Source organism: Xanthomonas sp. NCPPB 1132 (assembly GCF_056629235.1).
This window is the reverse complement of record NZ_CM152819.1, coordinates 1,255,531-1,281,115: the sequence shown is the minus strand read 5'-3', so window position 1 is coordinate 1,281,115 and position 25,585 is coordinate 1,255,531. Positions and strand designations below refer to the sequence as shown.

21 protein-coding genes and 1 riboswitch are annotated in these 25,585 nt (G+C 70.0%); of the genes, 10 read left to right on the top strand and 11 right to left on the bottom strand.

Annotation, left to right across the window (positions count from 1 at the left end; translation table 11 throughout):
• Positions 1-67: 67 nt before the first annotated feature.
• The 4 genes from AC1G9L_RS05540 to AC1G9L_RS05525 form a co-directional block, all read right to left on the bottom strand.
• The gene (locus tag AC1G9L_RS05540; RefSeq protein WP_481070442.1) at positions 68-544 is read right to left on the bottom strand and encodes a protease inhibitor I42 family protein; all 477 of its coding nucleotides are present in this window, start codon (positions 542-544) and stop codon (positions 68-70) included.
• A gap of 273 nt (positions 545-817) precedes the next feature.
• Positions 818-1,399, bottom strand: coding sequence for an LON peptidase substrate-binding domain-containing protein (locus AC1G9L_RS05535; protein WP_019802480.1), 582 nt, complete (start codon positions 1,397-1,399; stop codon positions 818-820).
• 28 nt (positions 1,400-1,427) lie between these two features.
• The gene (gene mpl / locus AC1G9L_RS05530; RefSeq protein WP_481070441.1) at positions 1,428-2,867 is read right to left on the bottom strand and encodes a UDP-N-acetylmuramate:L-alanyl-gamma-D-glutamyl-meso-diaminopimelate ligase; all 1,440 of its coding nucleotides are present in this window, start codon (positions 2,865-2,867) and stop codon (positions 1,428-1,430) included.
• A 539-nt stretch (positions 2,868-3,406) separates the two neighbouring features.
• Positions 3,407-3,970, bottom strand: a complete 564-nt coding sequence (locus AC1G9L_RS05525) for an adenylate kinase (RefSeq protein WP_209230549.1) — start codon at positions 3,968-3,970, stop codon at positions 3,407-3,409.
• Between the two features lie 145 nt (positions 3,971-4,115).
• Here AC1G9L_RS05525 and AC1G9L_RS05520 point away from each other — a divergent pair, with 145 nt between their 5' ends.
• A complete protein-coding gene (locus AC1G9L_RS05520; RefSeq protein WP_019799183.1) occupies positions 4,116-5,372 on the top strand; it encodes a diphosphate--fructose-6-phosphate 1-phosphotransferase in 1,257 nt (418 codons plus the stop codon).
• Positions 5,373-5,560: 188 nt separating this feature from the next.
• Entirely contained in the window at positions 5,561-5,878 is a 318-nt protein-coding gene (locus tag AC1G9L_RS05515) for a DUF6434 domain-containing protein (protein ID WP_019799182.1), read from the top strand.
• 174 nt (positions 5,879-6,052) lie between these two features.
• Here the strand turns inward: AC1G9L_RS05515 and AC1G9L_RS05510 are convergent, their stop codons facing one another.
• The gene (locus AC1G9L_RS05510) at positions 6,053-6,592 is read right to left on the bottom strand and encodes a hypothetical protein (RefSeq protein ID WP_481070440.1); all 540 of its coding nucleotides are present in this window, start codon (positions 6,590-6,592) and stop codon (positions 6,053-6,055) included.
• A 257-nt stretch (positions 6,593-6,849) separates the two neighbouring features.
• Between AC1G9L_RS05510 and AC1G9L_RS05505 the strand changes: the two genes are divergently transcribed.
• Positions 6,850-8,877: a sodium-translocating pyrophosphatase gene (locus tag AC1G9L_RS05505; RefSeq protein ID WP_019799180.1), complete on the top strand. Its 2,028-nt coding sequence runs from the start codon at positions 6,850-6,852 to the stop codon at positions 8,875-8,877.
• A gap of 58 nt (positions 8,878-8,935) precedes the next feature.
• Here AC1G9L_RS05505 and AC1G9L_RS05500 read toward each other — a convergent pair whose 3' ends face one another.
• Positions 8,936-9,424 carry a hypothetical protein gene (locus AC1G9L_RS05500; RefSeq protein ID WP_481070439.1) on the bottom strand — a complete coding sequence of 163 codons (489 nt, stop codon included), beginning with the start codon at positions 9,422-9,424 and terminating at the stop codon, positions 8,936-8,938.
• Positions 9,425-9,622: 198 nt separating this feature from the next.
• Here AC1G9L_RS05500 and ppa point away from each other — a divergent pair, with 198 nt between their 5' ends.
• Entirely contained in the window at positions 9,623-10,156 is a 534-nt protein-coding gene (ppa, locus tag AC1G9L_RS05495; RefSeq protein WP_010343376.1) for an inorganic diphosphatase, read from the top strand.
• Between the two features lie 158 nt (positions 10,157-10,314).
• Positions 10,315-11,430 (top strand): HDOD domain-containing protein, encoded by a 1,116-nt coding sequence (locus AC1G9L_RS05490; RefSeq protein WP_010343377.1) that lies wholly within the window; start codon positions 10,315-10,317, stop codon positions 11,428-11,430.
• A 345-nt stretch (positions 11,431-11,775) separates the two neighbouring features.
• Here the strand turns inward: AC1G9L_RS05490 and AC1G9L_RS05485 are convergent, their stop codons facing one another.
• The 5 genes from AC1G9L_RS05485 to ggt all read right to left on the bottom strand — a co-directional run bounded on the left by AC1G9L_RS05485 (position 11,776) and on the right by ggt (position 19,218).
• Entirely contained in the window at positions 11,776-12,024 is a 249-nt protein-coding gene (locus AC1G9L_RS05485; protein ID WP_019799178.1) for a hypothetical protein, read from the bottom strand.
• A gap of 247 nt (positions 12,025-12,271) precedes the next feature.
• Complete coding sequence (locus AC1G9L_RS05480; RefSeq protein ID WP_019799177.1) at positions 12,272-12,931, bottom strand: ion channel; 660 nt, start codon at positions 12,929-12,931, stop codon at positions 12,272-12,274.
• 153 nt (positions 12,932-13,084) lie between these two features.
• The gene (gene thiC / locus AC1G9L_RS05475; protein WP_481070438.1) at positions 13,085-14,962 is read right to left on the bottom strand and encodes a phosphomethylpyrimidine synthase ThiC; all 1,878 of its coding nucleotides are present in this window, start codon (positions 14,960-14,962) and stop codon (positions 13,085-13,087) included.
• 111 nt (positions 14,963-15,073) lie between these two features.
• Positions 15,074-15,173, bottom strand: a riboswitch (TPP riboswitch).
• Between the two features lie 215 nt (positions 15,174-15,388).
• Positions 15,389-17,245 carry a methyl-accepting chemotaxis protein gene (locus tag AC1G9L_RS05470; protein WP_481070437.1) on the bottom strand — a complete coding sequence of 619 codons (1,857 nt, stop codon included), beginning with the start codon at positions 17,243-17,245 and terminating at the stop codon, positions 15,389-15,391.
• A gap of 251 nt (positions 17,246-17,496) precedes the next feature.
• Complete coding sequence (gene ggt, locus AC1G9L_RS05465) at positions 17,497-19,218, bottom strand: gamma-glutamyltransferase (protein WP_019800451.1); 1,722 nt, start codon at positions 19,216-19,218, stop codon at positions 17,497-17,499.
• Between the two features lie 489 nt (positions 19,219-19,707).
• Between ggt and ilvC the strand changes: the two genes are divergently transcribed.
• From ilvC to AC1G9L_RS05440, 5 genes are all read left to right on the top strand, one after another.
• Positions 19,708-20,715 carry a ketol-acid reductoisomerase gene (gene ilvC, locus AC1G9L_RS05460; RefSeq protein ID WP_010343386.1) on the top strand — a complete coding sequence of 336 codons (1,008 nt, stop codon included), beginning with the start codon at positions 19,708-19,710 and terminating at the stop codon, positions 20,713-20,715.
• A 43-nt stretch (positions 20,716-20,758) separates the two neighbouring features.
• The gene (gene ilvG / locus AC1G9L_RS05455; RefSeq protein ID WP_481070436.1) at positions 20,759-22,480 is read left to right on the top strand and encodes an acetolactate synthase 2 catalytic subunit; all 1,722 of its coding nucleotides are present in this window, start codon (positions 20,759-20,761) and stop codon (positions 22,478-22,480) included.
• Complete coding sequence (locus AC1G9L_RS05450; protein WP_010343388.1) at positions 22,464-22,712, top strand: ACT domain-containing protein; 249 nt, start codon at positions 22,464-22,466, stop codon at positions 22,710-22,712. The genes ilvG and AC1G9L_RS05450 overlap by 17 nt, the downstream gene beginning before the upstream one ends.
• Positions 22,713-22,907: 195 nt before the next feature.
• A complete protein-coding gene (locus tag AC1G9L_RS05445) occupies positions 22,908-24,011 on the top strand; it encodes a threonine dehydratase (protein ID WP_481070435.1) in 1,104 nt (367 codons plus the stop codon).
• Positions 24,008-25,564 (top strand): 2-isopropylmalate synthase, encoded by a 1,557-nt coding sequence (locus tag AC1G9L_RS05440; RefSeq protein WP_481070434.1) that lies wholly within the window; start codon positions 24,008-24,010, stop codon positions 25,562-25,564. The genes AC1G9L_RS05445 and AC1G9L_RS05440 overlap by 4 nt, the downstream gene beginning before the upstream one ends.
• Positions 25,565-25,585 lie beyond the last annotated feature (21 nt).

The window sequence follows — 25,585 nt, the reverse complement described above, 5'->3', positions numbered from 1 at the left end:
TTCCAGAGCGATCAGCGCAGCGCCGGCGCAGCGCCGTCCTGCCTGCGACTGCAGGCAGTGGTGGCGGCTACTTCACCTCGACCCGGATCGAACGCGAGTCGGTGGCGCGATCTTCCCAGTGCCGGGAGTAGATGAGATCGATCGTGCCGCCACCGTGATCGGTGGCCTTGAAGGTGTAGGTGACGGTACTGGGGCAGCCCATGCGGCCCGTGGCGCAGGCCGTGCCCGGTGCATGCTCGATGTCGAGCAGCGACAGCGGCGCGGGCAGGCTGCGCAAGGCCCAGGCGCTGCCGGTCGAGCCGTTCTCGGTGAGGGTGATGGCGAACAGTTGCCCGCGCTGCAGCGCGAACGGCTTCATCGAGGGCGTCAGGCAGGTCTTCGGCGACACCTGATCGGCATTGCCGGTGACCTGGGCGATGGCGCCGCGCGGGCAGTCGGCCTGGCCGGCTGCGGCGGCGGGCGCGGGGGAAGTCTCGGCGGCGATGGCGGGCAGGCTCAGGCCGCCGCCGGCGGACAGCAACAACAGCAGGAAGGAACGCTTCATACGAAGTCCTCGATCGTGCGTGGACAGGACGTCAGGCCGCCAGGGCGGGATGCCGTTGCCGGCAGCCGGGCGCGGCCGCCGATCGCTGCCAAGCGTGGCCTGCGCCTGTTAGCGGTGCGCTGAATATCGCGTGCGGGGCGCAGGTCGGCGCCATGGCCGCCGCGCGAGTGCAGCGCGGCGATCGTGGTTGCTGGGGGCACTCGGCCGCGCCGATGCCGGCCGCCGTGTTCCGCATGCCGACCAGGACGGCGCAGCCGCCCTCGCCTGCCTCGCTCAGGGAATCCAGGCCAGCAACTGATCCAGCCGCGCGTGCGGGTCGTCTTCCTGCAGCAGCGACAGGCGCTGGCGTTCGTCCAGCGGCAGCAGTTCGGCCATGCGCCAGCCGACCCAGGCGGCCTGGTCGAGCTGGCGCGGACCGGCCAGCGGATACACCGCGGCGGCCTGGTCGAGGATGCTGTCGAGCACCGTCGCCAACAGCGCGTGCTGCGGACGCAGTTCGTCGTCGCCATCGGCTTCGCGCCATTCCACGTCGCCGACCACCAGGCCGTTGTCGCGGACCCGGCTGCGAAGCACGTGGAAGCGCCGCGCGCCACGCAGGCTCAGCACCAGCACGCCATCGGCGCCGACATCGAAATCGACGATGCGCGCCTCGGTGCCGAACGCCGCCGGCACCGCCGGGGCACCGGTCTCGCTGCCGTCCAGGATCAGGCACACGCCGAAGCCGCTGTCGGTGCGCCCGCACTCGCGGACCAGGTCCAGGTAGCGGCGCTCGAACACCCGCAGCTTGATCGCGGCGCCGGGCAGCAGCACCGCGTGTAGCGGGAACAGCGGCAGCGTGGTCCGCTGCGGGCTCACGCGCCGGCTCCGCCGTGCCCGGAAGCGCTCATTGCAGCGCGGCCAGGAAGCGGCGCGGCGCGCCGTCGAAGCCGCCGTTGGACATGAACACCACGTGGTCGCCGGCGCGCGCCTGTGCCTGCAGCGCGGCCAGCAAGGCGTCCACGTCGGGTGCCGCGCAGGCCTCGCCGCGCACCGCGGCGATCACCTTGCCCGCATCCCAGGCCAGCTCCGGCCGCTGCAGGAACACCACCGCGTCCGCGGCCTCCAGCGACGGCGCCAGCGCTTCGGCATGCGCACCCAGCCGCATCGAATTGCTGCGCGGCTCCATCGCCACCACGATGCGCGCCGCGCCGACCTTGGCGCGCAGGCCCTCCAGGGTGGTGCGGATGGCGGTGGGATGATGGGCGAAGTCGTCGTACACGGTGATGCCCTGCGCCTGGCCGAGCACCTCCAGGCGCCGCTTGACGCTGCGGAAGCGCGCCAGCGCCGGCATCACCTGCGCCGGCGCCACGCCCACCGCATGGGCGGCGGCCAGCGCGGCCAGCGCGTTCATCACGTTGTGGCGGCCGAGCAGCGGCCAGTCCACCTCGCCCAGTTCGCGGCCCTGGTGCAGCACCGCGAAGCGGCTGCCATCGGCGGCGATCAGGCGTGCGCTCCACTCGAACGCCGGATCGAAGCCAAAGCGCTCCACCGGGGTCCAGCAGCCCATCGCCAGCACCTCGCGCAGATGCGCGTCCTCGCCGTTGACGATCAACCGCCCGCGGCGCGGCACGGTCCGCACCAGATGGTGGAACTGGCGCTGGATCGCGGCGACGTCGGGGAAGATGTCGGCGTGGTCGTATTCGAGATTGTTGAGGATCGCCACCAGCGGCCGGTAGTGCACGAACTTGCTGCGCTTGTCGAAGAACGCGGTGTCGTACTCGTCGGCCTCGACCACAAACAGCGGGCGGCCCGCCAGGGCCGGCCCCTGATGCCCTTCTCCCCCCGGGAGAAGGTGGCGCGCAGCGCCGGATGAGGGTTCGGTAGTTGCACGCCCCAGCCGCGCTGACACCCCGAAATCCTCGGCCACGCCACCAATCAGAAAGCCCGGCTCGCGCCCGGCCGCCTGCAGCAGCCAGGTCAGGATGCTGGTGGTGGTGGTCTTGCCGTGGGTGCCGGCCACCGCCAGGGTGTCGCGCCCCGGCAGCACCTGCTCGCTCAACCATTGCGCGCCGGAGGTGTAGGCGCGCCCGGCGTCGAGCACCGCCTCCACCGCCGCGTTGCCGCGCGACAGCGCGTTGCCGACGATCACCTGGTCGCAGTCCGCGGCGATGTGCTCGGGCAGGTAGCCCTGCTTCAGCGCGATGCCCAGGTGTTCCAGCTGCGTGGACATCGGCGGGTAGATCGCCTGGTCGCTGCCCTCGACCGCATGGCCGAGTTCGCGCGCCAGCGCGGCGACACCGCCCATGAACGTACCGGCGATGCCGAGAATATGGATCTTGCTCATGGCCCGATTGTCGCCGATCCCCCGACGCACGCAAACCGGCGCAGGCGCGGCGGTTGGCCGCGGCAGACGGGCCGCGGGGCCGATCCGGGGCAATCGTGGCGCGACGCCGTCAAGTAGGGAATCCCCCACATCCGCTGAGGAAAGTCCCCGATAGGCAAGTCGGGAGCCGACGCCGAGAATGAACGGGCCAGCCTCGACACCCTGTGGTTCTACTCCCCAAGAGACCATCCCCAAGGGAGCTCATGTCGTGGGGCCCTGAGCAAGCCCGTTCGCTGGCACCCTCTTTTAGCAAGCCCGGCCTGATGGCAAGCGGCATGCGCGCCCACGGCCGATCACTCGCTGCGCCGCAGCGCCGCGGGACATGTCCTTACCGTGGTAGGAGCGGCTTCAGCCGCGATGCGCATTCCCGGTAAAGCCCGTCGCGGCTGAAGCCGCTCCTACGGGCGTTGCGCGTCGTGACCGGGAGACGCGCAATCGTCGGGATCCCGCGCCATCTGCACGTCCGGCGCCCGCTGCGGGCGCCGGCGTGCCGGGCCGCCTCAGCGGCCGATCGCCGCCAGGATGCGGGCGAGCACCTCGTCCAGCGAGCCGACGCCATCCACCCGCGCCAACGTGCCGCGCTTGTCGTAGAAGCCGATCACCGGCGCGGTCGAATCGGTATAGACCTGCAGGCGCTTGCGCACCGACTCGGGATTGTCGTCCTCGCGACCTTCGGCCTTGGCGCGGCCGGCGATGCGCTCGACCAGCAGTTCGTTGGCCACGTCCAGCTGCACCACCGCGTCCAGCGGCTGGCCGATCTTGGCCAGCAGGTCGTCCAGTGCCGAGGCCTGCGCCAGGTTGCGCGGGTAACCGTCCAGGATGAAACCGTTGGCGACGTCGTCGCGGCCCAGGCGCGATTCGAGCATGCCCAGCAGGATGTCGTCGGAGACCAGGTCGCCACGCGCCATCACTTCCTTGGCCTGCACGCCCAGCGGGGTGCCGGCGGCGACTTCGGCGCGCAGCAGATCGCCGGTGGAAATGTGCGGAATCTGCAGCTTGTCCTTCAGGCGGGCCGCCTGCGTGCCCTTGCCCGATCCGGGCGGTCCCAACAGAACCAATCGCATCAACCTGACTCCTCGAGGAAAGTACCGTGCGCGGCCGGCGGCGTTAGACTCGGGGGCCACGCCTGCGCTGCACCGCTAGATCCCCAGCTTACCGCATCCGGGCAATGTCCCGGCAATGTCCCCACCCCAGGAGCGAACCCCGACCATGGCCCAAGGCACCCTGCTGTACGCCCAGTCCGGCGGCGTCACCGCCGTCATCAACGCCAGCGCCGCCGCCGTCATCGGCGAAGCGCGGGCGCGCAAGGTCAAGGTCCTGGCCGCGCGCAACGGCATCCTCGGCGCGCTGCGCGAGGACCTGATCGACACCTCCAAGGAGTCGGCGGCGGCCATCGCCGCGCTGGCCCACACCCCCGGCGGCGCGTTCGGCTCGTGCCGCTACAAGCTCAAGTCGCTGGAGGCCGACCGCGCCAAGTACGAGCGCCTGCTGCAGGTGCTGCAGGCGCACGACGTGCGCTACTTCCTCTACAACGGCGGCAACGATTCGGCCGACACCGCGTGGAAGGTGTCGCAGCTGGCGCAGGCGTTCGGCTACCCGCTGCACTGCGTCGGCGTGCCCAAGACCATCGACAACGACCTGGCGGTCACCGACACCTGCCCGGGCTTCGGCTCGGCGGCCAAGTACACCGCGGTGTCGGTGCGCGAGGCGGCGCTGGACGTGGCGGCGATGGCCGAGACCTCGACCAAGGTATTTGTCTACGAAGCCATGGGCCGCCATGCCGGCTGGCTGGCCGCCGCCGCCGGGCTGGCCGCGCAATCGCCGGACGAGGCGCCGCAGATCATCCTGTTTCCCGAACGCGCCTACGACGAGGCCGCGTTCCTGGCGCAGGTGCGCAAGGTGGTGGACAAGGTCGGCTGGTGCGTGGTGGTGGCCAGCGAGGGCATCCAGACCGCCGACGGGCGCTTCGTCGCCGATGCCGGCGGCGGCACCGATGCGTTCGGGCACAGCCAGCTCGGCGGCGTGGCGTCCTACCTGGCCGGCAAGGTCAAGGCCGAGCTCGGCTACAAGGTGCATTGGACCCTGCCCGACTACCTGCAGCGTTCGGCCCGCCACCTCGCCTCGCGTACCGACTGGGAGCAGGCGCAGGCCGTCGGCAAGGCCGCGGTGCAGTTCGCGCTGAAGGGCATGAACGCGGTGATGCCGGCGATCGTGCGCAGCAGCGATGCGCCGTACCGCTGGAAGATCGAGGCAGCGCCACTGCACAAGGTCGCCAACCACGAGAAGAAGATGCCCGCTGGCTTCCTGCGCAAGGACGGCTTCGGCATCACCGAGAAGGCGCGCCGTTACCTGCAGCCGCTGATCCGCGGCGAGGCGCCGCTGCCCTACGGCACGGATGGGCTGCCCAAGTACGTGGCGCTGAAGAACGTGGCGGTGAAGAAGAAGCTGCCGGCCTGGGAGGGCTGACAGCGCGGCGCAGGATCGTCATGGCGTCATCGGCGCATGCCGTCGCGCGCGGCATGGCGCCATGCGCACCGGCGTCCGCAGGCGCTGCGCGTGACGATCGAGGGACACGACAAGAGGGTGCACAGCGCCGACGCCTCCGGCGCCGATGCCGGAGTGTCCGGAGCTTCCGAGAAGACGGGACAACCAAGATGCGCGACATGCTCGAAGATACGACCAGCGCGTCCAAGCACATGCACTTCGATTGGCACAGCGACACGATCACGCGCGCGACGCCGGTGAATGGAGGCTACCGCAACACGCAGAACGTGCGTCGTTTTCTCGTTGCGGCATGCGGCGACGGCTTCGCCTTCGATCGCGCGTTCATGGCCTGGATCCGCAATGGCGTCGCCAAGACCATGGGCGATGTCGCCGACGAATGGCGGCGGCGGCATACCGGCGCAGCTGCGCCTGATGTGGCGTCGCCTGTCGCGCACGCCGCAGGCGATGGGTCGGCGACGATCAAGTAGCGCGAGACAGCCGCGCGCATGTCCCTGGGTACCGGTTTACGCAGGCGCCGATGGCGCGCATGTGCCATGTGCCATGTGTGCGCGTGACACGACAGGTCCGCCACCGTCATGCAAACCTGCGGCCCGTGCCGCGCGGCAGGCGACACGGGCGAGGCTGTCATCCAAGCCGCACGCTCAGCGGCAGGCCTTGCCCTCCACGGTCATCTGCGCGGTGAACTGCGGCACCTGCGGGACCTTGCCGGCCGCCGCCTGCTGCTTGGCCTCTTCCAGATAGATCCGCGACTGGCCCTGACCATCGCGCTCGGTGTTCAGCGCCACCGGCTTGCGCCACACCCGCACCACCGCCTGCTGCGAGGGACAGGCGGCGCTGGGCACACGGATCAGGTCGTTGAACTTCCAGCCGGTGGCCTCGCTGGGCTTGGCCTGGTCGAACTCGACCAGCCTGGCGCGCGGCTGGCAGGTGGGACTGCTGCGCACCGCCGAGAAGCGGTAGGGCTGCGCCGCATCGCCGGTGTACTCGCCCTCGAAGCGCACGCAGGCCTCGGGGATCTGGCGGATGGTGTGCACCACCCCGACCGCCTGCGGCGCGCTGGCCGGGCGCTGCAGTTCCGGGGTGGGATCGGCGGCCACGGCGGCCAGCGGCGCCAACGCACACAGACCGAGGACGAGGATCGAAGCGCGTGCGCGCAGCCTTGGGGAAAGCGTCGTGTGCATCGGAGGGCTCCTGGGAAGCGATGCGCCACGCTGCCATGCGCAGACTGAACCGGACGCCAAAACTGCGACGCCCTGCCGGGTCGCTGGCGGCATCACCGAGCCAGGCGCATACTCGTCCACGTCCAGGCCAGATGACATTGCGATACGCACCAGCGGCGCGCGTTGTGGCCGCGGAGTCGTTGCATGCTTCAGCTCCTACGGTGTGATCCCGCGGTACGTCCAACGCTTGGGCGCCATCCACATCCTTGGGAGGGGTCATGCTGGAACGATATGCGGTCACCGTGGCACTGGCGTGCGCGGCTCTGGCGGTGCTCTACGGCATCGTCTCCACGCGCTGGATCCTGGCGCAACCCGCCGGCAACGAACGCATGCGGCATATCGCCGATGCGATCCAGGAAGGCGCCCGCGCCTACCTCAACCGCCAATACCTGACCATCGCCATCGCCGGCGCGGTGCTGCTGGTGCTGGTCGGCGTGTTTCTGAGCTGGTACACCGCCGGGGGCTTCGCGATCGGCGCGGTGCTGTCCGGGGTCGCCGGCTACATCGGCATGAACCTGTCGGTGCGGGCCAACGTGCGCACCGCCGAGGCGGCGCGGCGCGGGCTGGCGCCAGCCATGGCGGTGGCGTTCCGCGGCGGCGCGATCACCGGCATGCTGGTGGTGGGCCTGGGCCTGATCGGCGTGGCCGGCTACTACGGCCTGCTGCAGTGGCTGGGCCACAGCGTCGGCGACAGCCTACATGCGCTGGTCGGCCTGGCCTTCGGCAGTTCGCTGATCTCGATCTTCGCGCGCCTGGGCGGCGGTATCTTCACCAAGGGCGCCGACGTCGGCGCGGACCTGGTCGGCAAGGTCGAGGCCGGCATTCCCGAGGACGACCCGCGCAACCCGGCGGTGATCGCCGACAACGTCGGCGACAACGTCGGCGACTGCGCCGGCATGGCCGCCGACCTGTTCGAGACCTACGCGGTCACGGTGATCGCGACGATGCTGCTGGGCGGGCTGATGGCCGCCGAGGCCGGGCGCAACGCGGTGCTGTATCCGCTGGTGCTGGGCGGGGTATCGATCGTCGCCTCGATCGTCGGCACCTTCTTCGTGCGCGTGCGCCCGGGCGGTTCGATCATGGGCGCGCTGTACAAGGGCGTAGTGGTCTCGGCGGTGCTGGCGGCGCTGGCGTTCTGGCCGGTGACCCAGCAACTGATGGGCGACACCGCCGCCGGTGCCGGCAAACTCTACGGCTGCGCGCTGATCGGCCTGGCGCTGACCGGGCTGATCGTGTGGATCACCGAGTACTACACCGGCACCCAGTACAAACCGGTGCAGCATGTGGCGCAGGCCTCGACCACCGGCCACGGCACCAACATCATCGCCGGGCTCGGCATCTCGATGAAATCCACTGCGTTGCCGGTGATCGCGGTGTGCGCGGCGATCTGGGGCGCGTTCGCGTTGTCGGGTCTGTACGGGATCGCCATCGCCGCCACCGCGATGCTGTCGATGGCCGGCATGATCGTGGCGCTGGACGCCTACGGCCCGATCACCGACAACGCCGGCGGCATCGCCGAGATGGCGGAACTGCCGCCGGAGGTGCGCGCGGTCACCGACCCGCTGGATGCGGTCGGCAACACGACCAAGGCGGTGACCAAGGGCTATGCGATCGGCTCGGCGGCCCTGGCGGCGCTGGTGCTGTTCGCCGACTACACCCACAACCTGCGCGCCGCGCACCCCACCGAGACCTTCGCCTTCGACCTGTCCGACCACACGGTGATCATCGGCCTGCTGATCGGCGGCCTGATCCCCTACCTGTTCGGCGCGATGGCGATGGAAGCGGTGGGCCGTGCCGCCAGTGCGGTGGTGGAGGAAGTGCGGCGGCAGTTCCGCGAGATCGCCGGCATCATGCAGGGCACCGGCAAGCCGCAGTACGACCGCGCGGTGGACATGCTGACCCGCTCGGCGATCCGCGAAATGATCGTGCCGTCGCTGCTGCCGGTGGCGGTGCCGATCGTGGTCGGCCTGCTGCTGGGCCCGCGCGCGCTCGGCGGCCTGCTGATCGGCACCATCGTCACCGGCCTGTTCGTGGCGATCTCGATGACCACCGGCGGCGGCGCCTGGGACAACGCCAAGAAGTACATCGAGGATGGCCATTTCGGCGGCAAGGGCAGCGAGGCGCACAAGGCCGCGGTGACCGGCGACACCGTCGGCGATCCGTACAAGGACACGGCCGGGCCGGCGATCAATCCGCTGATCAAGATCATCAACATCGTGGCGCTGCTGCTGGTGCCGCTGCTGTAGCTGAATGGACAGCGGGCGCCGGCGACATGCCCGCGCCCGCTGCGCATGCGCGTCGTGGCTACAGGCAGTCGATCAACCCGTCGTTGATGCTGCGCTCGCTGTGCGGCAGCGGCGCGAACAGCGGTCGCTCGCCCGAAAGCGCCGCGTACAGCGCGTGCAACCGGGTCTGCGGCTGCAGCGGCGTGCGGCAGTGCCACAGCCGCGCATCGACCACCACCTGGCCGGTGTCCGGGTCGACGCTGGCCTCGCTGGCGGCGAAGCTCCACAGGCACTCGCCGATCACCCCGTCGCGCTGACGCACCGAGCAGCGATAGCGCAGCGGCCGGTAGTCGCTGTAGTCGCCTTCGCAGAAGGTGTCGCCGCAGAGCTGGTCGAAGTCGTGCGCCAGCCGTCGCTCCAGGTCGGCGAACGCCTCCCAGCCCTCGCCGGGCGCTGGGTAGTCCATTGCATCCACATACCTCGGCGCCGCCTGCTGCGCGTGCGCAGCGCCGCAGGCCAGGACCAGCACCGCCAGCAGCGGCCATATCGATCGCCGGATTCCGTTCATCGTCTTGCTCCTTGATGGGGGACAGTGGCCACAGGGTCGCCGCCACCGAGGACCGACACCATCGGAATGCGCCCCATGCGGGCCGGTATGGAGTCCGAAACCGCTGTAGGAATCCTCCGAACCGCTGTGCGCTGCATTGCAACAGCCAACCGACTAGAATGCCTGCCTCTTTAGAAGCCACTCCACTGGAGCTAGCGCATGGGTCTGGAACTGGTCACCTCCGGCAAGAACCTGCCGGAAGAAATCAACGTCGTCATCGAAATCCCCAAGGATTCCGAGCCGGTCAAGTACGAAGTGGACAAGGCCAGCGGCGCCATCTTCGTCGACCGCATCCTTTCCACGCCGATGCGCTACCCCTGCAACTACGGCTACGTGCCCAACACCCTGTGCGGCGACGGCGACCCGGCCGACGTGCTGGTGGTGCTGCCGTTGCCGCTGGTGCCCGGCTGCGTGGTGCGCTGCCGCCCGGTCGGCGTGCTGAAGATGAGCGACGAGGCCGGCAGCGACGAGAAGATCCTGGCGGTGCCGGTGGCCAAGGTGTTCCAGGGCTACGCGCACATCGAGGACATCACCCAGGTGTCCGGCCACTGGATGGAGCGCATCGGCCACTTCTTCGAGCACTACAAGGATCTGGAGAAGGGCAAGTGGGTCAAGCTCGACGGCTGGGGCAATGCCGAAGAGGCCAAGCGCATCCTGCGCGAGTCGGTGACCCGTTACGAAGCCGGCGCCTGAGCCGCGCGGCCGCGGCGGGGCGCCTGCCCTGCCACGGCTGATCCGTTTCACGTTTTGCCGTTGCCGGGGCGCCGCGCTTCGGGGTTTGCGGTACATTGCGTCATGGCATCAGCGAGCCCGGTCCGTCCGCGATCCGGCTCTTTTTGGGGGACAGTCTCTTGCGCATCCTGTTCGTCGGCGACGAAGCCAGCCTTCCGTCCGAAGTCACTGAATACATTCGCGATCTGGGCGACGACTGGCAGGTCCAGAGCGTCGCCGACGGCAATGCCGCGATCGCCGCGGCAGCCACCGTGCGCCTGGATGCGGTGATCGCCGCGCCGACGCTGCCGGACCTCACCACTGCCACCCTGCTCGGCCAGATCCGCACGCTGAGCCCGGAAACCATCCGCATCGCGCTGATCGAGGCCGAACAGAGCAATCGCGCGCCGCCGGCGCGGATCATCGGCGTGGCGCACCGGTTCCTGCCGCTGCCGCTGTCGCCTGAGATGCTGCTGGAGGCGGTCACCAGCCTGGAAGAACTGCAGGAACTGCTGGGCAACCCGCGCCTGCGCTCCAGCATCGGCCGCATCGAGAAGCTGCCCTCGCCGCCGCATCTGTACCTGAGCCTGATGCACGCGCTGGAGCAGGACGAAGGCAGCAACGCCGCCGACCTGGCCAAGCTGGTCTCGGCCGACCCGGCGATCGCGGCCAAGGTGCTGCAGCTGTGCAACTCGGCGTTCTTCTCCAACGGCCGCACCATTTCCGACCTGCGCACCGCCGTGACCCGGTTGGGCACCGCCACCCTGCGCGACCTGGTGCTGGCCAGCGAAGTGTTCTCGGTGCAGGCGCTGTCCAACGCCGAGCGCAACGCGCTGCAGCAGCGCTCCCTGCTGGCGTCCAAGCTGGCCGCGAAGATGCTGCCGGCGTCCAGCGTCGAACTGGGTTCGACAGCGGCGCTGCTGGCCGACATCGGCCTGTTGCTGCCGGGCGTGCGCGACGAGCGCGAGCCGCCCGTCGATGCCGACGACGCCCGCCCGGGCCACGCCGAGGCCGGCGCCTACCTGCTCGGCCTGTGGGGCCTGCCGATGCCGATCATCGAGGCGGTGGCCTTCCATCGCCAGCCGCAGCGCTCCAGCACCCGCAGTTTCTGGGTCACCGGCGCGGTACACGTGGCGATGGCCCTGGCCAGCGGCTCGGAGGTGGACGAGGAGTACCTGTCCAAGACCGGCATGCTGAGCAAGCTGCCGACCTGGCGCGAACACGCCGAAAACCTGATGGGGCTGACTTCGGCCTGAGCCCGGCCGTGGCGCGCGCGGCCTGCTGCCGCGTGCGCCGACCGAAGGCTCCATGCACCGTCAGACGTTCAATAGCGCGGTAGATGCGCCCTGCGTAGCTCCTGCACCGCGCGTCGGCTGCGCCGCTGCCGGGATGGCGCGGCGCATAATCGAAATCGCCAACGACGACCGCATAGTCCAAGGTTGTTCAGCTTTCGCTGCCCAGATCCAACACATGACGCCACCCTGCCACGCGCCGGTTCCTGCTAGCGAACACCATCGGCACCCCAGCCTAAAAATGAACGATTCACTCTCGTCGAAGCGTGACCTCGCTTGCAGGCGTGCGTTCTTCGGACTGCACCAGCATCACCCGTATTGCCGGTTCATGCCGAGCCGGGCGAAGGCGATGCATGCGCCTTCGGGCAGGCGGTCGGACTCGCCGCGGGCACGGACGCCCAGCGAGCACCGCGCGGTACTGCCGGCGGCCGCGCCGCGCGGCGGCACCAGCAACGGCGTGCGATCGCTGCCGTCAATGCGTGCGACATACGTGACTTGCGTGCCGTTCGGAGACAGTGCCTGCTCCAACTTGAACACGGACAGGGCGGTGATCGCCAATACACGCGCTTGAGGGCCGTCCAGCACACACTCCTGTTCGGCGCTATCGACAGGCGCCACCGGGCCGCGCGCGAACCACCACCACACAACCAGCACCAGCCAGCAACAGCCCGCATCAAAACTGCATCGGAGCCACCAAGCGGTGGCCGGTCTTGGCCAGGATCGGATGTACACCGACGCATCGCAGCGCGCCAGCCGCAAAGGCCTCGCGCAACAGGGAATGGCCTAGTTCACCACATTGAGCGCTTCACAACTTGCGCGTGACGCTCAGCCCAATCAGCCGCGACACCACCAGGGCGATATACATCACCCCTGCGAACTGTTCGAGCATCACCAGCGCCCGCGCGAACGGCTGCACCGGCACGACGTCGCTCAGGCCCACGCCGGAGAGCACGCTGAAGCTCAAGTACAGCAGTTCCATCCAGGTCCGCGGCGAGGACGGGTCCACGGCCGCGGTGAAGCTGCCCGGCCACCATTGCTGGCACACCGCGAAGACGAACGCGAAGGCCCAGGCCAGCAGCGTGAAGGTGGCACCGGCGGCATACAGTTCGTCGCGGGTGACCACATGGTCCTGCAGCATGTAGGCGATCAGGCTGCCGGCGGTATAGAAGTACAGCAGGCTTTCCAGCAGTTGCGCCCACACGGTCATCGCCGGATTGCCGAGCAGCGCCGCGGCGATCGACAGCGCCACCGACGGCAGCGCCAGGCAACAGGCGATCCACAGTGCCGTGGGTCCGCGGTTGACCACCCAAAGCGCCAGCGACAGCACCACGATGCCGAACGCACCGAACAGCGCGCGCCCGGCGGCGGTGTCCTCCATCCAGGGATACAGCAGCACGCCCAGCAACTGCACGCCGAGCAGCAGCGCGGACGGATGGCGACGCAGCGCGAACGCATAGCGCAGCATGGGACATTCCCTGTGGCGACCAGCGCGCATGATAGACGGGCGTGTGCATGGCGCCGTCGTCACGACCGAAGATGCCGGCCGCACCTGCCGTGCGAGCGCACGGCAGGCGTGGCGTTGGACCGGCGCATGCGCACACGCGCCGACCGCCACAGGTCACTCGGCGCGGTACACCTGCGCGCCGGCCGCCAGGAACTGCGCCGACTTCTCCGCCATGCCGGCCTGCAAGGCCGCTTCCGCATCGACCCCGTGTTCGGCGGCGTAGTCGCGCACGTCCTGGGTGATCTTCATCGAGCAGAAGTGCGGCCCGCACATCGAACAGAAGTGCGCCAGCTTGTGCGCGTCCTTGGGCAGGGTCTCGTCGTGGAACTCGCGCGCCTTCTCCGGATCCAGGCCGAGATGGAACTGATCGTCCCAGCGGAACTCGAAGCGCGCCTTGGACAAGGCGTTGTCGCGCACCTGCGCACCCGGGTGGCCCTTGGCCAGGTCCGCGGCGTGCGCGGCGATCTTGTAGGCCATGATGCCGTCGCGCACGTCGGCGCGGTTGGGCAGGCCCAGATGCTCCTTCGGCGTGACGTAGCACAGCATCGCGGTGCCGAACCAGCCGATCATCGCCGCGCCGATCGCCGAGGTGATGTGGTCGTAGCCCGGGGCGATGTCGGTGGTCAGCGGCCCCAGCGTGTAGAACGGCGCCTCGCCGCACTCGCGCAGCTGCTTGTCCATGTTCTGCTTGATCAACTGCATCGGCACGTGGCCGGGGCCTTCGATCATGGTCTGCACGTCGTGCTTCCAGGCGACCTTGGTCAACTCGCCCAGCGTCTCCAGCTCGCCGAACTGGGCGGCGTCGTTGGCGTCGGCGATGCAGCCCGGGCGCAACCCGTCGCCGAGCGAGAAGGCCACGTCGTAGGCCTTCATGATCTCGCAGATCTCTTCGAAGTGGGTGTAGAGGAAGTTCTCGCGATGATGCGCCAGGCACCACTTGGCCAGGATCGAGCCGCCGCGCGAGACGATGCCGGTGACGCGTTTTGCGGTCAGCGGCACGTAGCGCAGCAGCACGCCGGCATGGATGGTGAAGTAGTCCACGCCCTGTTCGGCCTGCTCGATCAGGGTGTCGCGAAAGATCTCCCAGGTCAGTTCCTCGGCGCGGCCGTCCACCTTCTCCAGCGCCTGGTAGATCGGTACGGTGCCGATCGGCACCGGCGAATTGCGCACGATCCATTCGCGGGTCTCGTGGATGTGCTTGCCGGTGGACAGGTCCATCACCGTGTCCCCGCCCCAGCGGATCGCCCACACCAGTTTTTCCACTTCCTCGGCGATGCCGGAACTGACCGCGCTATTGCCGATGTTGGCGTTGATCTTGGTCAGGAAGTTGCGGCCGATGATCATCGGCTCGCTTTCCGGATGGTTGATGTTGCACGGCAGGATGGCGCGGCCGCGGGCGATCTCGTCGCGCACGAACGCGGGCGTGATCTGCTGCGGGATCGCGGCGCCGAACGCCTCGCCGTGATGCTGCATTCGCAGTTGCGCATCGTGCAGGTCCTGCAGGCGCTGGTTCTCGCGGATCGCCACGAATTCCATTTCCGGGGTGACGATGCCGCGCCGCGCGTAATGCATCTGGGTGACGTTGGCGCCATCGCGGGCGCGCCGCGGCAGGCGCCGTGCGGGGAAGCGCACCGCCTGCAGGCGCGCATCGTCCTCGCGCGCGCGGCCGAACTGCGAACTGAGCCCGGCCAGCGCCACGCTGTCGCCGCGCTCGGCGATCCAGGCCGCGCGCAGCGGCGCCAGGCCGGCGCCGAGATCGATCCGCGCCTGCGGGTCGGTGTAGGGCCCGGAGGTGTCGTAGACGGTGATGGGGGCGTTCTCCTCGCCGCCGAACACGGTGGGCGTGCGGGTCAGCGCGATCTCGCGCATCGGCACCTGCAGGTCGGCGCGCGAGCCCTGCACGAAGATCTTGCGCGAACCGGGGATCGGGCGGGTCACCGCCGCGGACAAGGTATCGGTCTGCTGCTGCAGCGGGTTGGGTACGGCATTCATCGGCGTTCGTCCTGGTTGGGTGACCCGCGGGGGAACGCGGGACGGGTGCGAGCGGACTCGCATCTCGGACGAAGCGGCGGCGCGGGCCCGCCACGGACGCGCACGCGCCGGCAGCGGACTTGCGAAGCTTCCCTACGCCGGTATCAGCCGGATCAGGTTCGAAGGGACTGTCTCAACCGCGGCCTGCGCCGCGGTACCCCCGCTTCTGCGGCTATTAGACCCGTTTCCGCCGCTGGCCGCCAACCGGCGCGGACTGAACGCCAGCACAGCCGCCGCGCCCATGTGTCAGCGCCGCGACACAGATTGCCACCGGCGACAAACCGCGACCACGCGGCCGACCTAGGCTGGACGGACAAGAATCCACGCTCTCTCTCTCATTGCCGCCGGCACCACCGGCGGCATTTTTTTGCCCGCGCGGGCGATGGCTCATTCCAGCATGTAGGCCACGCGCAGGCCGCCCCAGTGGCGCCCGCGCACATGCACCGGCACCGACAGATCGAACAGGATCTGCCCGGTATCGCGCCGGTACACCTGCAGCAGATAGGGCGCGGTGTGGCGGCCGACGTTGCGGCCGACCCGATCGGCGAAGATGCGTTTGGTGCGGTTGCCGACCAGATCGCGCGCGCGGTCGCCGCTGAGCGGCTGGCTGAAGCGCAGATTGTGGGTCGGCACATAGCCGTCGACGTTGGCGCAGATCGCGAACACGATCCACGGATGCGCGGCCAGCAACGGCTCCTGCAGCGGCGGCAACAGCTCGTCGCACAACGCATCGAACGCGGTGCGGTACTTGGGCGGGTCGATGCCGGGGATCGGCACGTAGTCGGTGGAGAACAGCGCATCCTCGCCGATCCGCCCGCGCGCCAGTGCGGCCTCCAGGGCCAGGCCGATGCTGACCGCGGCCGCCTGCGCCAGATCGCGCACGCGCGCATGCCGTGGCTGCCGCATCGGATCGGCGGGCAGCCGGAACAGGTTCACGCAGTCGTGCAGGGTCTCGCTGCCGGCGGCCAGGTCGGCGCTGCGCTGGAGCACCTGCGCGGCGTGCTGCAGATTGCTGCGGCTGAGCCCGACCACGTGCTCCACGGCGCGGCCGATGCCGCCGATCTCCCCGCTTTGCGTGGCGATGCGTCCGGCCACCGCCTCCATCGCCGTACTGGCGCGGCCAAGCAACTCGCCGATGCCGCCCAGCACCTGTTCGGTGCGCTGCGCCGAGGCGGCGCTGTCCTGCAGCGCCGCACCGGTCTCGCCGATGATGCTGCGCACGTCGCGCGCCGCGTTGGCGGCGCGGTCGGCCAGTTGCCGGATCTCGGTGGCGACCACCGCGAACCCGCGCCCGGCCGGGCCGGCATGCACCGCTTCGATGCTGGCGTTGATCGAGAGGATATTGGTCTGGAACGCGACCGCATCGATCACCTCGATGACCTGGTTGGCGCGCGCCGAACGCCGCGCCAGCTCCTGCATCGCCTGACCGAGGCTGTGCGCCGCCTCCACGCCCTGGCGGGCGCTGTCGTCGGCGCTGGCCGCCACTGCGATCACCGCGCGCAGATCGCGGTCCGTCTCCTGCAGGCTCTGCAGCAACTGCCGGGTGGTGCCCAGCACGGTCTGCAGCGCATCCAGCTGGGTCTGGGACTGCCGCGCCAGTTCGTCGTTCTCGGCGACCACGTGCGGCACGTCGGCGGCGATCTGCAGCGACAACGCCACCGCCTGGCGGATCGCCTCGGCCAGGTTGCCGAAGCCGGCCGACAGGCGCCGTCCCGGCATCGCCTCGGTCTCCTGCGCCGACAGCGGCGTCTGCAGCCCCAGATCCAGATCGCAGCCGGTCAGCCGCTCGCCGACCCGATCCAGCAGCGCCTGCGCCACCGCCCCCTCCTGGATCCGCTGCGCCAGCGCCTGCAGCGCCGGGCTGGTCGCCCCCTGCGGCTGGCCCTCGCCGAGCAGCGCGGCGTCGCGCAACAGTGCCGCGGTTTCCGGATGCGGCAGCGACAGCAGCCAGCCCTGGCCGCCACGATCGCGGTCGCGCTGGTAGCGCACGCGCCGCGCGGGATCGTCCCCCGGCGCCTGCCAACTGCCTTCGCTGTCGACCAGGGCGGACAGCGGCAAGCCCCAGACCGCCTCGCTGGCGGCGCCAAGCAGCGTTTCGGCCGGGACGCCCAGCAGGTCCAGGGCGGCACGGTTGGCGGCACTCACGCGACCGTCGGGCTCCAGCCGCAACAGCGCGATCGGGGCATCCGGCAAACCGGCAACGGGCGCGGCGTCGGCATCGGGACTGCGTGAAAACAAGGCCATCGGCGTCTTCCTCAGTGCTGCGGCCATGGTATCGGGTCGCCCACCTGCCGTTGCAGCCGCCGCACGCGCAAACGGGATCGCCATCATGGGTCGGCCGGCCAGGACGCCCGCCGCGGCATCACGCCGAGGCGGCCGCGCGGCGCACGATCGCCGCCTGGCGCGCGCGAACCGGACGTAGCGGCCGGATCGCGTTGTGCCTGCCCGCCCTCGCTTTTGCGGGCCCCGCGTCCCGGACCAGCTGCGGCGTTTCCTCAATACCCGGCGGCCTGCCCGTCCTTGCGGCTCTCCGAGGCGCCGTAGTACACGCCGCTGTCCGGATCGCGCGCGATCGCCTGGTAGCCGCCATACGGGCCGTCGGCGAAGATCACCCGGTGACCCTTGCGCATCAGCGCGCGGATCGTGTCGTAGGAAAAGCCGGTCTCCAGGTTCAGCTCGCCGCCGTCGCGCATCGCGGTGGCCTGCCCGGTCGGCTCGGTGGAGCCGTCGTGCTGGATCCGCGGTGCGTCACCGGCCTCCTGCAGGTTCATGTGGAAATCGATCAGGTTCATCAGGATCTGCACGTGGCCCTGCGGCTGCATCGCCCCGCCCATCACGCCGAAGCTCAGCCACGGCTTGCCGTCCTTGGTCACGAACGCGGGGATGATGGTCTGGAACGGACGCTTGCCCGGCGCATAGCCGTTGGGGTGGTCCTTCTGCAGCACGAACATCTCGCCACGGTCCTGCAGGATGAAGCCCAGCCCCGGCGGCGCCATGCCGCTGCCCATGCCGCGGTAGTTGGACTGGATCAGCGACACCATCATGCCGTCGGCATCGGCGACGGTCAGGTAGATGGTGTCGCCCTCTTCCAGTTGCTTCGGCGTGCCCGGCTGCACCTCCTTCAGCGCGCGGTCCATCGAGATCAGCGCGCGCCGTTGCGCGGCATAGTCCTTGGAGATCAGCCGCGCCAGCGGCGCCGGCTGGAACGCCGGGTCGGCATAGAAGCGCGCGCGGTCGGCGAAGGCCAGCTTCTTGGCCTCGGTGAACAGGTGCACGTGCTCGGCCGAGCCGAACGGGATCCTGGAGAAGTCGTAGCCCTCCAGGATGTTGAGCATCTGCAGCGCGGCGATGCCCTGGCTGTTGGGCGGCAGCTCCCACACGTCGTAGCCGCGGTAGTTGGTGGACACCGGCTCGACCCATTCGCCGTGGTGGCTGGCCAGGTCCTCGTAGCGCAGGAAGCCGCCATTGGCCTTGAAGTAGGCATCGATGGTGCGCGCGATCGGCCCCTTGTAGAACGCGTCGCGGCCGCCGTCGGCGATCTGCTGCAGGGTGTTGGCCAGGTTCGGGTTCTTCCACAGCTCGCCCTTGCGCGGGGCGCGGCCGTCGATGGTGAACTGCTCCTTGAAGCCGGGGTACTGCGACAGCCGCGGCACCGAAAGGCCCCAGTAGTAGGCGATGGTCTCGGCCACCGGATGGCCGTCGCGGGCGTAGCGGATCGCCGGCGCCAGGTTCTGCGCCATCGTCCTGCGTCCGAAACGCTCGTGCAGCGCGAACCAGCCGTCGACCGCGCCGGGCACCGACACCGGCAGCGGGCCGGTGGCCGGGATCTCCTTCAGCCCGCTGCGCTGGAACTCGGCCAGGGTCAGCGCCTTGGGCGAGCGGCCGGAGCCGTTGTAGCTGTACAGCTTCTGCGTCTTCGGATCCCAGACGATGGCGAACAGGTCGCCGCCGACGCCGTTGCCGGTCGGCTCCATCAGCCCCAGCGCGGCGTTGGCGGCGATCGCCGCGTCCACCGCCGAGCCGCCCTCACGCATCGTGTCCAGCGCGATCTGCGTGGCCAGCGGCTGCGAGGTGGCGGCCATGGCGTGCGGGGCGATCACTTCCGAGCGGGTGGCGAACGGCTGGCCGGTGATGCGGTCGGCGGCCTGCGCCGGCACCGACGTGGCCAGCGCCAGTGCCAGCGCCAGGCGCGCCAGGGAAGGAAGCGAGACGGACATGCGCGGCTCTCCGGAAACAGGGACGCCCACCGTACCCGAGTGCGGCGGGCGGTGCCGCGCACGCGTGCACATCGCGCCCTTGGCAATCGCCGGATTTCCGCGCAATTGGCGCCATTCGCCGCCCGCGCCGCCTCCGTTTCATGCGTAACCATGCAGTGCTGGCGCGGCTTTCGGCACATTCGTGCAGAAGGGCCCGCGACACAGTTGACAGTCGCGCAAAGCCCATGTTTATCTCGCTGCATGTTGCAGCGCCACACCCGCCCGAAGCCGACCCACCAGCCCGCCGCATTGCGCGCGGACGCTGCCGCGTCGCTCCTCGTACTCGTGCTTATTACCTCGCCCACAAGTGCGGGACGAACCGGCGTGTAAGCGACAAGCAGCCAGGATTCGATCAGACCCCGCACCGGCAACGGCGCGGGGTTTTTCGTTTCAGTGACCACGAATGCAAGACCCCTCTCCACTCCAACACCGTTCAAGGACATCCGCCCCATGACCAGTTCCGCCCAGCCCACCACCAAGATCGCCATCGTCGGTTACGGCAGCCAGGGCCGCGCGCACGCGCTGAACCTGCGCGAGTCCGGCTTCGACGTCACCATCGGCCTGCGTGCCGGCGGCCCGACCGAAGCCAAGGCGCAGGCCGACGGCTTCGTGGTGAAGAGCCCCGCCGAGGCGGTCAAGGACGCCGACCTGGTCGCGGTGCTGACCCCGGACATGGTGCAGAAGAAGCTGTACGAAGAAGTGCTGGCGCCGAACATGAAGCAGGGCGCGTGCCTGCTGTTCGCGCACGGCCTGAACGTGCACTTCGACATGATCAAGCCGCGCGCCGACCTGGACGTGGTGCTGGTCGCGCCGAAGGGCCCGGGCGCGCTGGTGCGCCGCGAGTACGAGATCGGCCGCGGCGTGCCGTGCATCTGGGCGGTGTACCAGGACAAGAGCGGCAAGGCCGAGCAGTTCGCGCTGGAATACGCCGCCGGCCTGGGCGGCGCGCGCGCCAACCTGATCAAGACCACCTTCAAGGAAGAGACCGAGACCGATCTGTTCGGCGAGCAGGCGGTGCTGTGCGGCGGCGCCTCGTCGCTGGTGCAGGCCGGCTTCGAAGTGCTGGTGGAAGCCGGCTACCAGCCGGAAATCGCTTACTACGAAGTGCTGCACGAACTGAAGCTGATCGTCGACCTGTTCTACGAAGGCGGCATCACCCGCATGCTCGAGTTCGTCTCCGAGACCGCGCAGTACGGCGACTACGTCAGCGGCCCGCGAGTGATCGACGCGGCCACCAAGGAGCGCATGCGCGACGTGCTGACCGACATCCAGAACGGCACCTTCACCAAGAACTGGGTGGCCGAGTACGACGCCGGCCTGCCGAACTACAAGAAGTTCAAGCAGGCCGACCTGGACCACCCGATCGAAACGGTCGGCAAGCAGCTGCGCGCCAAGATGGTGTGGCTCAACGGCGACGCCGCTGCCGCGCCGGCCGCCGGCGGCACCAAGGCCGCGTAACCCGCGGCTCCCCCACCCGCTTCCACCGAAAGGTCGCCACCGTATGAACTCCTCCGCTCACGGCACGCCCCGCAACGGCGCGCGCTGGCTGACGCAGGCCCTGGAAGCCGAAGGCGTGGACACGCTGTTCGGCTATCCGGGCGGCACCATCATGCCGTTCTACGACGCGCTGGTAGACAGCCAGCTCAAGCACATCCTGGTCCGCCACGAACAAGGCGCGGCGCTGGCCGCCAACGGCTACGCCCGCGCCAGCGGACGGGTCGGCGTGTGCGTCGCCACGTCCGGCCCGGGCGCGTCCAACCTGGTCACCGGCATCGCCGATGCGATGCTCGACTCGGTGCCGATGATCTGCCTGACCGGGCAGGTCGCCACGCCGCTGCTGGGCACCGACGCGTTCCAGGAACTGGACGTGTTCGGGCTGACCCTGCCGATCGTCAAGCACAGCTTCCTGGTGCGGCACGTGGACGACCTGCCGCAGGTGCTGCGCGACGCGTTCCGCATCGCCCGCGAAGGGCGGCCTGGCCCGGTGCTGATCGACCTGCCCAAGGACGTGCAGCTGGCCGACGCTTCGCATCTGCCGGCGCACGTGCCGGCGGCGGTGCCGACCCCGCCGGCGCCGCAGGACGCGGTGCTGGCCGAGGCGCTGGCGGCGATCGCCGGCGCCGAGAAGCCGGTGATCTACGGCGGCGGCGGCATCGCCCTGGGCGATGCGGTGGAGGCGTTCCGCCAGTTCGTCGAGGCCACCCGCATCCCCACCGTGCTGACCCTGCGCGGCCTGGGTGCGCTGCCGCACGCGCATCCGCATTACCTGGGCATGCTCGGCATGCACGGCACCCGCGCCGCCAACATGGCGGTGCAGGAGTCGGACCTGCTGATCGTGGTCGGCGCGCGCTTCGACGACCGCGCCACCGGCAAGCTGGCCGAGTTCGCGCCGTTCGCCCGGGTCATCCACCTGGACGCCGACGCCTGCGAGATCTCCAAGCTGCGCCAGGCCGATATCGCCGTGCCCGGCGACGTGGCGCAGTCGCTGCGCGCGCTGGCCGCGGCCACCAGCACCTGCGAGCCGTGGCACGCACGCTGCGTCGCCCACCGCGAGAAGTTCGGCGCGCGCTACGACGCACCCGGGCAGGACATCTACGCGCCCGGCCTGCTGAAGCGGCTGAGCGAACTGGCCCCGGCCGACACCGTGATCGCCTGCGACGTCGGCCAGCACCAGATGTGGGTCGCCCAGCACTGCCGCTTCAACCACCCGCGCAATCACCTGACCAGCGGCGCGCTGGGCACCATGGGCTTCGGCCTGCCGGCGGCGATGGGCGCGCAGTTCGCCTGCCCCGACCGCACCGTGGTGCTGGTCAGCGGCGACGGCAGCTTCATGATGAACGTGCAGGAGCTGGTCACCATCGCCCGCTGCAAGCTGCCGGTGAAGATCGTGCTGCTGGACAACAGTTCGCTGGGCATGGTGCGGCAGTGGCAGGAACTGTTCTTCGCCGAGCGCTACAGCGAGATCGACCTGTCCGACAACCCGGATTTCGCCGCGCTGGCGCAGGTGTTCGGCATCCCGGCCAAGCGCATCACCGCTCGCGGGCAGGTCGACGACGCGCTGGCCGAGCTGCTGGCGCAGCCGGGCCCGGCGCTGCTGCACGTGGCCATCGACGCACGCGCCAACGTGTGGCCGCTGGTGCCGCCGAACACCGCCAACAGCACCATGCTGGAAAGCAATCCCGCTGCCCAGCGCCAGGAGACGACACATGCGTTACCAGCTTGACCTGGTGCTGAAACCGATCGACGGCGCCCTGCTGCGCGCGATCGGCATGGCCGAACGCCGCGGCTTCGCGCCGATCTCGATCAGCGGCGCGCCGGTGGCCGAGGACGCCGGCCGCTGGCACCTGCAACTGGTGGTGGACGGCAACCGTCCCGGCGAGACCCTGCGCCTGCAGATGGAGAAGGTCTACGACTGCGAATCGGTGCGCGTGACCGCGCTGGACGGCGTAGCGTGATGGCGCCGGGATTCGGGAGTGGGAAGTCGGGATTGGGCGCGCATCCCAACGTCCCGGCGTGCATGGCGGTCCTGCCGCGCCTGCGCCGTACTGCCATGCGGAGGCATCTTCTTCAACGGAGGTCGCTTCTTCTCGCCTGCGCCCAGGATTCCCGCTGCGCATCCCCACTCCCCACTCCCCGCTCCCGGCCCCACCATGTCTGACGCCGGTCGCCCTGCGCAGGAGCCGGATGTAGGCCACGTCGCCGTCAGCGTGGCCGACGTGCTGGCCGCGCAGGCGCGGCTGCGCCGCTACCTGCCACCGACGCCAGTGCATTACGCCGAGCGCTTCGGGGTCTGGCTGAAACTGGAAAACCTGCAGCGCACCGGCTCCTACAAGGTGCGCGGCGCACTCAACGCGCTGCTGGCCGGGCTGGAACGCGGCGACGAGCGCGCGGTGATCTGCGCCTCCGCCGGCAACCACGCGCAGGGCGTGGCCTGGGCCGCGCACCGGCTGGGCGTGCAGGCGATCACGGTGATGCCGCACGGCGCACCGCAGACCAAGATCGCCGGCGTCGCGCACTGGGGCGCCACGGTGCGCCAGCACGGCAACAGCTACGACGAGGCCTTCGCCTTCGCCCGCGAGCTGGCCGAACAGAACGGCTACCGCTTCCTGTCCGCCTTCGACGACCCGGACGTGATCGCCGGCCAGGGCACCGTCGGCATCGAACTGGCCGCGCACGCCCCGGACGTGGTGATCGTGCCGATCGGCGGCGGCGGCCTGGCCTCCGGCGTGGCCCTGGCGCTGCGCTCGCAGGGGGTACGCGTGGTCGGTGCCCAGGTCGAAGGCGTGGACTCGATGGCGCGGGCGATCCGCGGCGACGTCCGCGCCGTGGATCCGGTGCCCACCCTGGCCGACGGCGTCAAGGTTAAAATCCCCGGGTTCATCACCCGCCGGCTGTGCGCCAGCCTGCTCGACGATGTGGTGATCGTGCGCGAGGCGGAACTGCGCGAAACGCTGGTCCGCCTGGCGCTGGAGGAGCACGTCATCGCCGAGGGCGCCGGCGCGCTGGCCCTGGCGGCCGGGCGCCGCGTCGCCGGCAAGCGCAAGTGCGCGGTGGTGTCCGGTGGCAACATCGACGCCGGCGTGCTGGCGACGCTGCTGTCGGAGGTGCGCCCGCGCCCGCCGCGCAAGCCGCGCCGCCGCAGCGCCGAGCGACTTCGCAGCCAACGTCCCGCCCCGCCCGCTCCTGCCCGCATCGCGCCGTCCCCGCATCCCCATCCGCAAGCCACCGCCGCCGTAGAGGAACCCATCTGGTGAACACTTCCGTTTCTTCCCAGACCCCCCGCATCCGCATTTTCGACACCACCCTGCGCGACGGCGAGCAATCCCCCGGCTGCAGCATGACCCCGCCGCAGAAGCTGGTGATGGCGCGCGCCCTGGCCGAGCTGGGCGTGGACATCATCGAGACCGGCTTCCCGGCCAGCTCGCAGTCCGACCGCGAGGCGATGGCGCTGATCGGCCGCGAGCTGCGCACGCCGACCCTGGCGGTGCTGTCGCGCTGCCTGGCCGCCGACATCGAGACCTCGGCACGGGCACTGGAAGCGGCAGCCAATCCGCGCCTGCACGTGTTCCTGTCGACCAGCCCGCTGCACCGCGAGCACAAGCTGCGCATGACCCGCGAGCAGGTGCTGGAGTCGGTGCGCAAGCACGTATCGCTGGCGCGCCAGTACGTGGACGACGTGGAATTCTCGGCCGAGGACGCCACCCGCACCGAGGAGGATTTCCTGGCCGAGGTCGCCAGCGTGGCGATCGCCGCCGGCGCCACCACCATCAACCTGCCCGACACCGTCGGCTTCACCACCCCGGAAGAGATCCGCGGCATGTTCGCGCGGATCATCGCCAGCGTGCCCGGCGCCGACCGCGTGGTGTTCAGCACCCACTGCCACAACGACCTGGGCCTGGCCGTGGCCAACTCGCTGGCCGCGGTGGAAGGCGGCGCGCGGCAGGTGGAATGCACCATCAACGGCATCGGCGAGCGCGCCGGCAACTGCGCGCTGGAAGAGATCGCGATGGCGCTGAAGGTGCGCAACGCGTTCTACGAGCTGGATACCGCGATCAACACGCCGCGCATCGTCGCCACCTCACAGCTGCTGCAGCGCTTGGTCGGCATGCCGGTCCAGCGCAACAAGGCAATCGTCGGCGGCAACGCCTTCGCCCACGAGTCGGGCATCCACCAGCACGGCATGCTGCGCCACCGCGGCACCTACGAGATCATGCGCCCGGAAGACGTGGGCTGGGAGTCCTCGCAGATGGTGCTGGGCCGCCACAGCGGCCGCGCCGCGGTCGAGCAGCGCCTGCGTGCGCTGGGCTACGTGCTGGACGAGGCCGAACTGAACATCGCCTTCGACGCGTTCAAGGCGCTGTGCGAACAGCAGCGCGTGGTCAACGACGCCGACCTGCAGGCGATGATGCAGGACGCGCCGGAGAGCCAGGGCTACCGGCTGTCGTCGATGACCGTCAGCGACCGCGGCCAGCGCGCCAGCGCGCAGGTCGAGCTGTCCGATCCGGACGGCCAGCGGGTCAGCGAGCGCGCCGAGGGCGACGGCCCGGTGGACGCGCTGTTCGCCGCGCTGTCGGCCGCCACCGGCGTGCAGCTGGTGCTGGACAGCTACCAGGTGCACAGCGTCGGCATCGGCGCCGACGCGCGCGGCGAGGCCAACCTCAGCGTGCGCCACGGCGAGGTCGAGTACGACGGCACCGGCACCAGCCGCGACATCATCGAGGCCAGCGCGCTGGCCTGGCTGGACGTGGCCAACCGCGTGCTGCGCCAGCGCCAGGCGGCGCCGGCCGCCGCCGACGCGATGGCGTGAGCGGCCACGCCGCGGTCATCG

What these genes read in the sequence shown, in the direction of transcription:
- AC1G9L_RS05540 (WP_481070442.1), bottom strand. Translation starts at nt 544, where the DNA reads ATGAAGCGTTCCTTCCTGCTGTTGTTGCTGTCCGCCGGCGGCGGCCTG.
- mpl (WP_481070441.1), bottom strand. Translation starts at nt 2,867, where the DNA reads ATGAGCAAGATCCATATTCTCGGCATCGCCGGTACGTTCATGGGCGGT.
- AC1G9L_RS05525 (WP_209230549.1), bottom strand. Translation starts at nt 3,970, where the DNA reads ATGCGATTGGTTCTGTTGGGACCGCCCGGATCGGGCAAGGGCACGCAG.
- AC1G9L_RS05520 (WP_019799183.1), top strand. Translation starts at nt 4,116, where the DNA reads ATGGCCCAAGGCACCCTGCTGTACGCCCAGTCCGGCGGCGTCACCGCC.
- AC1G9L_RS05515 (WP_019799182.1), top strand. Translation starts at nt 5,561, where the DNA reads ATGCGCGACATGCTCGAAGATACGACCAGCGCGTCCAAGCACATGCAC.
- AC1G9L_RS05510 (WP_481070440.1), bottom strand. Translation starts at nt 6,592, where the DNA reads ATGCACACGACGCTTTCCCCAAGGCTGCGCGCACGCGCTTCGATCCTC.
- AC1G9L_RS05505 (WP_019799180.1), top strand. Translation starts at nt 6,850, where the DNA reads ATGCTGGAACGATATGCGGTCACCGTGGCACTGGCGTGCGCGGCTCTG.
- AC1G9L_RS05500 (WP_481070439.1), bottom strand. Translation starts at nt 9,424, where the DNA reads ATGAACGGAATCCGGCGATCGATATGGCCGCTGCTGGCGGTGCTGGTC.
- ppa (WP_010343376.1), top strand. Translation starts at nt 9,623, where the DNA reads ATGGGTCTGGAACTGGTCACCTCCGGCAAGAACCTGCCGGAAGAAATC.
- AC1G9L_RS05480 (WP_019799177.1), bottom strand. Translation starts at nt 12,931, where the DNA reads ATGCTGCGCTATGCGTTCGCGCTGCGTCGCCATCCGTCCGCGCTGCTG.
- thiC (WP_481070438.1), bottom strand. Translation starts at nt 14,962, where the DNA reads ATGAATGCCGTACCCAACCCGCTGCAGCAGCAGACCGATACCTTGTCC.
- AC1G9L_RS05470 (WP_481070437.1), bottom strand. Translation starts at nt 17,245, where the DNA reads ATGGCCTTGTTTTCACGCAGTCCCGATGCCGACGCCGCGCCCGTTGCC.
- ggt (WP_019800451.1), bottom strand. Translation starts at nt 19,218, where the DNA reads ATGTCCGTCTCGCTTCCTTCCCTGGCGCGCCTGGCGCTGGCACTGGCG.
- ilvC (WP_010343386.1), top strand. Translation starts at nt 19,708, where the DNA reads ATGACCAGTTCCGCCCAGCCCACCACCAAGATCGCCATCGTCGGTTAC.
- ilvG (WP_481070436.1), top strand. Translation starts at nt 20,759, where the DNA reads ATGAACTCCTCCGCTCACGGCACGCCCCGCAACGGCGCGCGCTGGCTG.
- AC1G9L_RS05450 (WP_010343388.1), top strand. Translation starts at nt 22,464, where the DNA reads ATGCGTTACCAGCTTGACCTGGTGCTGAAACCGATCGACGGCGCCCTG.
- AC1G9L_RS05445 (WP_481070435.1), top strand. Translation starts at nt 22,908, where the DNA reads ATGTCTGACGCCGGTCGCCCTGCGCAGGAGCCGGATGTAGGCCACGTC.